The 10056-nt window shown below is 70.6% G+C and carries 7 protein-coding genes; all 7 read right to left on the bottom strand.

The annotated features are described in order from the left end of the window. Positions 1-1543, bottom strand: a 1543-nt coding sequence (locus AC0HS0_RS13380; RefSeq protein ID WP_472964530.1) for an esterase/lipase family protein, incomplete at its 3' end; no start/stop codon positions are given. 101 nt (positions 1544-1644) lie between these two features. After that, complete coding sequence (locus AC0HS0_RS13375) at positions 1645-3012, bottom strand: NAD-dependent succinate-semialdehyde dehydrogenase (protein WP_472964529.1); 1368 nt, start codon at positions 3010-3012, stop codon at positions 1645-1647. A 140-nt stretch (positions 3013-3152) separates the two neighbouring features. Then, complete coding sequence (locus tag AC0HS0_RS13370; RefSeq protein ID WP_472964528.1) at positions 3153-4787, bottom strand: dipeptide ABC transporter ATP-binding protein; 1635 nt, start codon at positions 4785-4787, stop codon at positions 3153-3155. Next, complete coding sequence (locus AC0HS0_RS13365) at positions 4784-5650, bottom strand: ABC transporter permease (RefSeq protein ID WP_472964527.1); 867 nt, start codon at positions 5648-5650, stop codon at positions 4784-4786. The genes AC0HS0_RS13370 and AC0HS0_RS13365 overlap by 4 nt, the downstream gene beginning before the upstream one ends. Next, positions 5647-6615, bottom strand: coding sequence for an ABC transporter permease (locus AC0HS0_RS13360; RefSeq protein WP_472964526.1), 969 nt, complete (start codon positions 6613-6615; stop codon positions 5647-5649). Before AC0HS0_RS13360 ends, AC0HS0_RS13365 begins: the two co-directional genes overlap by 4 nt. Beyond that, complete coding sequence (locus AC0HS0_RS13355) at positions 6602-8251, bottom strand: ABC transporter substrate-binding protein (protein WP_472964524.1); 1650 nt, start codon at positions 8249-8251, stop codon at positions 6602-6604. The genes AC0HS0_RS13360 and AC0HS0_RS13355 overlap by 14 nt, the downstream gene beginning before the upstream one ends. 61 nt (positions 8252-8312) lie before the next feature. After that, a complete protein-coding gene (locus AC0HS0_RS13350) occupies positions 8313-10013 on the bottom strand; it encodes an amidohydrolase (RefSeq protein WP_472964523.1) in 1701 nt (566 codons plus the stop codon). Between the last annotated feature and the right edge of the window lie 43 nt (positions 10014-10056).

Here is a 10056-nt window from a genome sequence, read left to right as displayed (position 1 = left end):
TCGCTCGCGTCGCCATATCGTGAGCCACCGACGCGACCGCCGCCGCCGCGACGGCCGGGAGTGTCGGGTCGAGCGGGTTGTCCAACGCCACATTCACGGGCTCGATCGTCGGCGCCTCCCGCTCCCGCTCCTCCTCGCCCTCGCTGAACGAGTCGAGGAAGCGGCGCCACCAGCCCTGGCGGGGAGGCTCCGCGCCGGCTGCGGGCGCAGCATCCGGTGCGGCCGCCGGCGCGACCGCCGGCGTCGGGTCATCCCCCACTCCCGGCGTGACGTTCGTCGGCGGGAGGTCGCTCGGCGGCTCCTTCGAGAAGAGGAAGGTCCCGACGAGCGGGATCGGCGCGTCCACCGAGTCGTCACCGGGCGCTCCGGGCGCGTGCTGGGCGATCTCGGCGTTCAGCTGCACCGGGTTGTAGTGCACGGCCTTCTGCTCGGTGATGAGCACCGACAGTCCGCGGATCGCGAGTTGGAGGTCGGCCTGCCAGGCGACGTCCGGCCGAGCGGCTACCGCCGACGCGGGAGGCAGCGAACTCAGCTCCACCTGCACCGACCAGTGCCCGAAGAGGAAGCGCGCGAGGTTCTGGTAGCCCTCCTCGGAGTTCACCTCGCCGTACGGGCCGGAGTGGGACTTGTAGACGAACGCGCGGTGCGCGCCCTTCACGTAGGCGTTCTCGATGAGCACGAGTCCGTCGCTGCGCGGCCCGACGCCCAGCTTGGCCAGGTTGTAGTCGTTCGAGTCGGTGCCGATGATGCAGAACACGTCGTCGACGTCGAACACCTCGGGCGGGATGACGCGGGGATCCCACGCCTCGCCGATCGGCTTGTCGCCGAACTTCTTGCCCGGCGTCAGGTAGCCGTACATCTTGGGCGGCGAGAAGATGTCCGATCCGGCCGGGCCGAAGGTCTCCATCAGCCAGTTCATCAGGCCTCCGGTGAAGACGATGCCGCCGTGCGGGGTCGCGTAGGTGCAGAACTTGGCGACCAGCTCCTTCGCGGGGATGCGGCCGTCCTCCTCGCAGACCTTCTGCATCATGCAGCGCGCGACCAAACCGCCCATCGAGTGCGCGACGAGGAACACCTGGGGCGCGCCGGTCTTCTCGCGCACCTGGAGGACGAGGTCGTAGAGCTCGCGCGCCGCCTGCTCGATGTCGAAGCCCTGCGCCGTCGTGTGCTCACGGACGAGGTCCTCGGTCCAGGTGATCGCGCGGTCGAAGAGGTTGCCCGTTCGCGGCGTCGGCGCCGCGTACGTAGTGGCGGCCTCGTCGTAGAAGCGGTGGATCCAGATCGACTTCTGCGGGAGAGTGCCGTCGGCCGCCGTGGCGAGCAGCTCCTTCTGGCTCCCCCGCACGAGCACCTGGTAGTCGCGCTCGCCGAGCAGCCGCAGCAGCGGGCCCTCGAACTGGTAGAACTTGGGGTCGCCGTCGCCGTTGACCCGGGTGTGGGTGGCACCCTCGTTGAAGCCGTAGAAGGGATCGTTGACCGTGGAGTCGATCTGACTGGTGGGGCCGGCATACCCGCGGCAGTAGACGATCGGAAGCTCGTTCACGGTGACACTGTCGCGCAGCGGAACGGGGCGCGGCAAGATTCGTCACGAATGTCAACGTTCGTGGCCCGAAACGTGACATTCGTGACGAATCCCGCGGGGACTCAGCCGCCGATGCGGATGAGCTTCTTGTTGACGAACTCGTCGGCGCCGAAGCGGCCGAGCTCGCGGCCCGAGCCGGAGCGCTTCACGCCGCCGAAGGGAAGCTCTGCGCCGTCGGCGAGCACCACGTTGACGAAGACCATGCCGGCCTCGATCTGGTCGGCGACCCGGAGGGCCTGCTCCTCATCGGTGGTGTAGAGGTACGAGCCGAGACCGAACGGAGTGTCGTTCGCGATGCGTACCGCGTCGGCCTCGTCCTTCGCGCGGAAGACCTGCGCGACCGGCCCGAAGAACTCCTCCTTGGAGGCCGGGTTCTCCGGCGTGACGTCGGTCAGCACCGTGGTCTCGAAGAACGCGCCGTTGCGGCCGCCGCCGCGCACCAGCGTCGCGCCCGCAGCGACCGCGCGCTTGACCTGGTCGTCGAGACCCTCGGCCGCCTTCAGCGACGAGAGCGGGCCGAGCGCCGAGCTCTCGCTGGTCGGGTCGCTGGCCTCCACCTCGGCGAGCTTGGCGGTGAACTTCGACAGGAACGAGTCGTAGAGCTCGTCCGCGACGACGAACCGCTTGGCCGCGTTGCAGGACTGGCCGCTGTTGTCGAGGCGTGCGTCGACCGCGTTCTGCACCGTGGCGTCCAGGTCGTCGGTCGACAGCAGGATGAACGGGTCGGACCCGCCCAGCTCGAGCACGACCTTCTTGAGGTTGCGGCCGGCGATCTCGGCGACCTTCGCCCCGGCGCGCTCGGAGCCGGTGAGCGACACGCCCTGCACCCGCGGGTCGGCGATGACCGTCTCGATCTGGTCGTGCGACGCGTAGATGTTGACGTAGGCGCCCTCCGGGAAGCCCGCGTCGAGGAACATCTTCTCGATCGCTGCGGCCGACTCCGGGCACTGCTCGGCGTGCTTGAGGAGGATCGTGTTGCCGATGATCAGGTTCGGTCCGGCGAAGCGGGCGACCTGGTAGTACGGGAAGTTCCAGGGCATGACCCCGAGCAGCACGCCCAGGCCCGACCGGCGGACGACCGCGGAGCCGCTGCCGTCGAGCAGCTGGATCGGCTCGTCCTTCAAGAACTCCGACGCGTTGTCCGCGTAGTACTCGTAGATGGCGCCGGCGAAGTCGACCTCGCCCAGCGCCTGCTCGACCGGCTTGCCCATCTCACGCACGATGATGTCGGCCAGTTCTTGGCGGCGCTCGACGTGCAGCTGACCGACACGGCGCACCAGCGCAGCGCGGTCCTCGACCGTGGTCTTCTTCGACCAGGTGCGGAACGCGTTGTCGGCCGACGCGATCGCGGCCTCCAGGCCCTCGTCGGTGATCGTGTCGAAGGTCTTGACCGTCTCGCCCGTGGCGGGATTGGTCACGGCGTAGCTCATGTTGCTCCTTATTCCTACTGTGACGGGGTCGTGGCCCTGGGTGATCGTGGCGAAGAGAGCCCCTCTGACGGAAAGGGCCCTCGGTAAGACCCTACGGGGCGGCGGCCTGCGGCGCTACGCGTCGGGCCCGCCCGGGCGGCTCAGGCGACCCGGTCGGGCTCGGCACGCGGCACCGAGTCGAGCAGCAGACGCGTGTACTCGTGCTGCGGGTTCGAGAGCAGGTCCACCGTCCGTCCGCTCTCGACGATCTCGCCGGAGCGCATCACGACCGTCCGCTCGCAGACGGTGCGCACGACGCCGAGGTTGTGGCTGATGAACAGCACGGTCAGCCCGCGGTCGCGCCGGATGCCGGAGACGACGTCGAGCACCTGCGCCTGCACCGAGACGTCGAGCGCGCTCGTCGCCTCGTCCATGACGAGCACGGCCGGCTCGATCGCGAGCGCCCGCGCGATCGCCACCCGCTGCCGCTGGCCGCCGGAGAGCGTGCGGGGCAGCGCCTGCGCGTGCGCCTCGACGAGCCCGACCTGGCCGAGGAGGCCGAGCACCTGCGAGCGCGCGTCGGCGGCGCTGAGACCGGGGTGGTGGAGGCGCAGGGCGTCCTCCACCGCGCGGCCCACGCTCATGCGCGGGTCGAGTGAGAGGTAGGGGTCCTGGAACACCATCTGGATGCGCCTCGCATGCCGCAAACGGTCGGTGCGCGTGCGCGGCGTGTCCTTCTGCACGGCGCCGTCGATCGACACCGTTCCCGAGTCCGGCTGCTCGAGGCCGACGATCATGCGCGCGAGCGTCGACTTGCCCGACCCCGACTCCCCCACCACGCCGAGCGCTTCGCCGGCCGGGATGGCGATGGTCGCGCCGGCGACGGCCCGCAAGGGCTCTCGGCCGCGGAGCTGGTAGGTCTTCGCGAGGTCGTGCACGTCGAGCACAGGAGGCTCGATCGCGCCCGCCGCGTCGGCATGCGCCCGCTCGCGCGGCTCGTCGCCGGTGACCTCGATCGTCGGCGTCGCCGCCACCAGCCGTTGCGTGTACGGGTTCACCGGCTCTCGCAGCACGCGGGAGGCCGTTCCCTGCTCGACGACCCTGCCCTCCCGCATCACGTAGACGCGGTCGCAGAACGCGGCCGCCAGCGTCAGATCGTGGGTGATGAAGAGCATCCCCATCGCGCGCTGCCCGCGCTGCTCGGCGAGCACGTCGAGGATCTGCGCCTGCGTCGTCACGTCGAGCGCGGTCGTCGGTTCGTCGCACACCAGCAGCTTCGGCGACCCGGCGAGTGCGCCGGCGATCATGACGCGCTGGAGCATCCCTCCCGAGAACTCGTGCGGGTACTGGCGCAGGTGCTCCTCCGGGTGCGGCAGATGCACCGCGGCCAGCAGTTCGACGGCGCGTGCCCGTGCCTCCGCCGCCGGCCGCCCCTCGCCGAGGCGCAGGGCCTCGGTGAGATGGTCGCCGATCGTGCGCATCGGGTTGATGCCTGCGCGCGGGTCCTGGAAGATCATTGCGGCCGTGGATAGCCGCAGCCGCTTCAGCGTCGCGCGGTCGGCGGTCAGGACGTCCGTGCCGTCGAGCACCACCGAGCCGGAGTTCGCGGATCGGTCAGGCAACAGGCCCAGCACGGTGCGGGCGGTCAGCGACTTGCCAGAGCCGGACTCACCCACCAGCCCGACGGTCTCGCCGTCGGCCACCGCGAGGTCGATGCCGTGCAGCAGACGGCGGCCGGAGCCGTGCTTGGGCGCCGGGAGGTCGAGGGTCAGCCCCGAGATCTCGAGCAGGGTCATGCGGGCGTCCTTCCACCGATGCGGTCAGAGAGCTCCTCGCCGATCACATTCACGGCGACGACCACGATCACCACTGCGACGGCGGGCACGATCGCGGGCAGGAAGTAGCCTCCGGCCACCCCGGCCTGGGCCTCGTTGATCATCGCGCCCCAGTCGGCGACCGGGGCCTGCACCCCGAGTCCGAGGAACGAGAGGCCGGCGAGCTCGGCCAGCACGTAGCCGAAGTTCAGCGTGGACTGGGCGCCGACGGTCGGCGCGACGTTCGGGAGCACCCGGCGCACGGCGATCCACGACCCCGCGAAGCCCTGCACCCGGTACGCCGACACGTAGGGACGCGCGCGCTCCGTCGCCACGAGCTGGCGCGTGAGCCGGGCCACGAACGGCGAGTACGCGATGCTCATGGCGATCACCGGCGCCACCAATCCCTTGCCGAACAGCGCCACCGCCATGATCGCGATGAGCAGCGAGGGGAAGGCGAACAGCACGTCGAAGACGCGCGCCAGCGTGGCGTCCAGCCAGCCTCCACGCCAGCCCGCGATGAGCCCGAGCACGATGCCCAGCAGCGTGGAGGCGACGACCACCAGCAGCGGGCCGAGCAGTGCCGTGCGGGCGCCGAAGATCATCCGGCTCAGGGTGTCGCGGCCGAGGGCGTCGGCGCCCAGCCAGTGCGCCGGGCTCGGGTTCGCGTACACGGCCGAGAAGTCCACGTGGTCCGGGTCGTACGGGGCGATGAAGGGTGCGAACACGGCCGCGAGGGTGATCACGCCGAGCACGACGATGGCCACGGTGAAGCCGACCCGGGCCGGCCGGCGCGCCGTCGAGCGCATCACCTTGAGCGCGAGGGTGGGGGTCGGGGCGCTCATCGTCCGGTCTCCCCCGCCGCCGCTCGCGGGTCGATGATGGGCTCCAGGAGGTCGACGATCGCGTTCACCACGATGAACGCCGTGACCACCAGCAGCACGATCGCCTGGACGACCGGGAAGTCGAGCCGGTCGACCGACTGCACGAGCAGCGATCCCATCCCGGAGATTCCGAACGCCGACTCCACGATGGAGGTCGCCACCAGCAGACCCGCGACGAGCATGCCGCTCACCGTCAGGATCGGCCCGATCGCGTTGCGGAACACGTGCCGGCGCACGACCGCCGCCCGGCCGAGCCCGCGACTGGTCGCGACCTCCACGTGCTCGCGGCCGAGCTGCTCGACCATCGACATGCGCGTCACCTTTCCGATCAGGACCACGAAGACGATCGCCAGCGCGATCGACGGCAGGACCAGGTGGTAGGCCATGTCGAAGAACCCGCTGCCCGAGCCGAAGGCCGGGAACCAGCCCAGCTGCACGGCGAAGAGCGAGATCAGCACGATCGACCCGACGAACGACGGGATGGCACCCAGCACGGTCAGCAGTGTCAGCGTCGCGCGGTCGGCGATCCTGCCGCGATTGAGGGCGGCGACGGTTCCGGCCACCAGGCCGACCACGGTGATCATCAGGCCGGCCATCACGACGAGCCCGAGGGTCACCGGGAGCCGGTCGCCGATCACCGTGGCCACCGACTGGCGGTACTGCAGCGACCGGCCGAAGTCGCCGTGCAGCATCCCCGCGACCCAGTTCAGGTACTGCTGCCAGGGCGGGAGGTTCAGGCCGAACTCCGCGGTGACCTGGGCCACCGCCTCCGGGGACGGTTTGCGCCCGCGGAGGAGGAAGCTCACCGGGTTGCCGGGAACCAGGAAGCGCGAGAAGAAGACCAGGAGCGAGGCGAGGAACAGCGTCAGCAGGAGCGAGCCGAGCTTGCCCGCGACCCGCCGCGCGGCCGCCTTACCGTGCGCCAATCGTGGCCGCCCAGGGGTAGTAGAGGAAGGCGACCGACGGCGCCACCCCGGTGATCTTCTTGCCGACGAACACCGTCATCGGGCCCTGGAAGAGCGGCAGCCACGGCAGCTGCTGGTTCGCGATCTTCTGCAGCTCGGCCGATTTCTCCGCGCGCGCCTTCGGGTCGGCGATCGCGACCGCCTGGTCGACCAGGGCGTCGAAGCTCGGGTCCGACCAGTTGCCGTAGTTGCTGAACTGGCCGGTGCGCAGCACGCCGTACATCTCCAGCGGGTCGGGCGTCGAGAGGTACCAGGAGGTGTAGAACAGGTCGACGCCCTCGCGTGCCGTCGGGTCGGAGAACAGCGTCGTGTACGAGTCCGGCGTCATCGTCTGGATCTTCGCCGTGAGGCCGATCGACTCCGCCGCGGCGGCCGTGGCCTGCGCGACGACGCTGAAGTCGGCTCCCATCGGCGCGGTGCGGATGGTGATCGTCTTGCCGGTGGCTCCCGCCTTCTCGACGAGCTTCTTCGCGGCCGCCACGTCGTACGTGTAGGGGTCCAGGCCGCTGAACGCCGCCTTCTTCGTGGCGTCGGACGCCTGTCCCCACACCGACTCGGTCGTGAGCGCGTTCGTGACGGAGCCGTAGCCCTTGACCGCGGCATCCACGACGCCCTGCCGGTCGATCGCCATCAGCAGCGCCTTGCGCACGTTCAGGTCGCCGAGAACCCCCTTCAGGTTGCCGACGATCAGGCTGCCCACCGCGGTGTTAAGGCCGAAGTACAGCTTGCCGGCGTCGGAGGTGCTGAGCTTGGTGATCGCCTCGGTGGGCACCATCCAGCCGCCGTCGACCTGGCCGGAGGTCAGTGCGTTCACGCGCGCGTTCGGGTCGGTCATGAACAGGATCGTGACCGTGCCCGCCTTGGCCCTGAGCTTCGGGTCCCAGTACTTGTCGTAGCGGGTCAGCGTCACCGACTCGCCCGACTTCCACGAGGTCAGCGCGAAGGGCCCGGTGCAGTTGACCAGGCCGGTGGAGTTGCCGTAGTTCTTGCCCTTCGCCGCGAGCGTGGCCGCGGACTCCACGACGCCGGCGGCGCCGCTGATGCCGAGGTTGAACTGCGAGTCGGGCTTGGTCAGGGTGACCGTGACCTCCATCGGCCCGGTCTGGTCGATCGAGGCGACGTTCTGGTACACGGAGTACCACGACGAGCCGACGGCGGGGTCGAGGTGGCGCCGCATGGACGCGACGGCGTCGGCCGCGGTCATCGGCGTACCGTCGTGGAAGGTCACGCCGGGACGCATCTCGTACACCCACGTGGTCGGGGTCGGGTTGGAGTACGACTCGGCGAGCCCCGGCGTGATCGTGTAGTCGGGGTTGAGCCTCAGCATCGACTCGCAGACGTTCGAGAGCACCTGGTTGTCGGAGTAGTCGAACGCGTACGCGTAGTCGAGCGAGTACGGCTCCGAGTACGAGACCCAGGTGAACGAGTCGATGTCGCCGGAGGGCGCGGGGGTCTGCGCCGTCAGCTGGTACGACGGGTGCGACCCCGTCGACGTGGAGCCGGAGCCGGCGGGAGAGCACGCGGCGAGCGCGAGACCGGTGGAGAGCACGACCGCCGTCGTGAGGACGAGACGGTGTCGGGTGCGGTGTCGAGGCATTTCGTGAATCCTCCTGTGTGGTGCGCTGGGGGTTTGGGGTGGGTGGTCGGGCGGCGAGGCGTCACGCGTTCGCGGGGACGACGGCGGCGTCACGCACGTACACCGGCACGCCGCCCACCCAGGTCGAGACGACTGTGCTCTCGTGGATGCGGTCGGCCGGGACGGCGAACGGATCGGGTTCGATCACGACGAGGTCGGCGCGGTAGCCGGGGGCGATCGTCCCGGTGTCGTGGTCGCGGTGGTTCACGTAGGCCGAGCCGGAGGTGTAGGCGGCGAACGCGGTCGCCAGGTCGAGCCGCTGCTGCGCTCCTCCGAGCGGGGCGTCGGCCGCACCCGGGGAGACCCGGTTGACGGCGATGTGGATGGCGGCGAGCGGGTCTGCGCTCGACACCGGCCAGTCGCTGCCGGCGGCCAGCCGGGCACCCGCCCGCTGCAGATCGCCGAACGGGTACTGCCGTGCCTCCAGCTCGTCGTGGAGGAACGGCAGGGTCAGCTCGTCGAGCTGCGTCTCGTGGCAGGCCCAGAGCGCCTGGAGGTTGGCGATCGCGCCGAGCTCGGGGAAGCGCACGGCGTCCTCCTCCGACACGACCTGCAGGTGCGCGAGATGGTGGCGGCCGTCGGTCGCGCCGTTGGCCTCCCGCGCCGCCTGCACGGCGTCGAGGGCCTCCTGCACCGCACGGTCGCCGAGGGCGTGGAAGTGCACCTGGAAGCCGAGGCGGTCGAGCTCGGTGACATACGCGCTGAGGAGGTCGGGGTCGATGAACGACAGGCCCGCGTTGTCCGTCTCGTGGCCGTGCGCGTCGAGGTAGGGCGACTTCATCGCCGCCGTGAAGTTCTCGGCGACGCCGTCGACCATGATCTTCACGGTGCCGAGGTCGAAGCGGTCGTCTCCGAGCCGCGCGTATTCGGCGCGCCGCTCGACCATCCCGGCGATCTGCTCGGCGCCGGTGTCGCGCAGCCACCACTGGGCGCCGCGGACGTGCGCGATGAGGGTGTCCTCCTCGAGCGCGCGGCGGTAGGCAGGGAGGTTCGGGGGCAGGGTGGCGACCGTGCCGATCATCGCGTCCTGCCAGCCGGTGATGCCGAGCGCGAGCAGCTCGGACTGTGCGCGGAGCAGCCCCGCGTAGGCGAGCTCGTCGTCGATCTCGGGCTTGACGCCGTCGAACAGGTCGCCGGCGCCCTCGTGGAACGTCCCGGCCGGGAAGCCGTCGGCCTCCCGCTCGATGCGCCCGTCGACCGGGTCGGGCGTGCTCGCGTCGAGCCCGGCGAGCCGGATCGCCGCCGTGCTCGCCCACACGCTGTGGTGGTCGCGGCTGGCGACGAGCACCGGGCGGTCGCCGACCACCGCGTCGAGCAGGCCGCGCGTGGGTGCCCCGCCCGCGAAGTGGTCCATCGACCAGCCGCCGCCGACGATCCAGCCCTCGGGGTTGGCGGCCGCGTAGGCTGCGACCCGCTGCAGGGTCTCCGCGGCGTCGGCGGACTCGGCGAGCGCGCACTGCAGCAGCTCGACGCCGCCGCCCACCGGGTGGATGTGCGCATCCTGGAACCCGGGGCTGACGAGGGCGCCCTCGAGGTCGATCACCTCGGTCGCCGGGCCGCGGTGGGCCTCCACCGATCGCTGCGGCACGAGGCCCAGGATCCGCCCGTCGGCGATCAGCACAGCCCGGCCGGACACCGGCTGCCCCGCCCCGGTGAAGATCCGGCCCCCGGTGAGGATCACGTCCGCCAGGTCGCCTGCCCGGTTCACTGCTGCGTCGGCCATCGTGCCGATTCCCTTCGTCGTCGAGTGGATCGAGCCGATGCTA

It is taken from the genome of Leifsonia sp. PARNA 1/14 (genome assembly GCF_055720965.1).
This window is presented reverse-complemented; position numbering and strand designations above follow the sequence as displayed.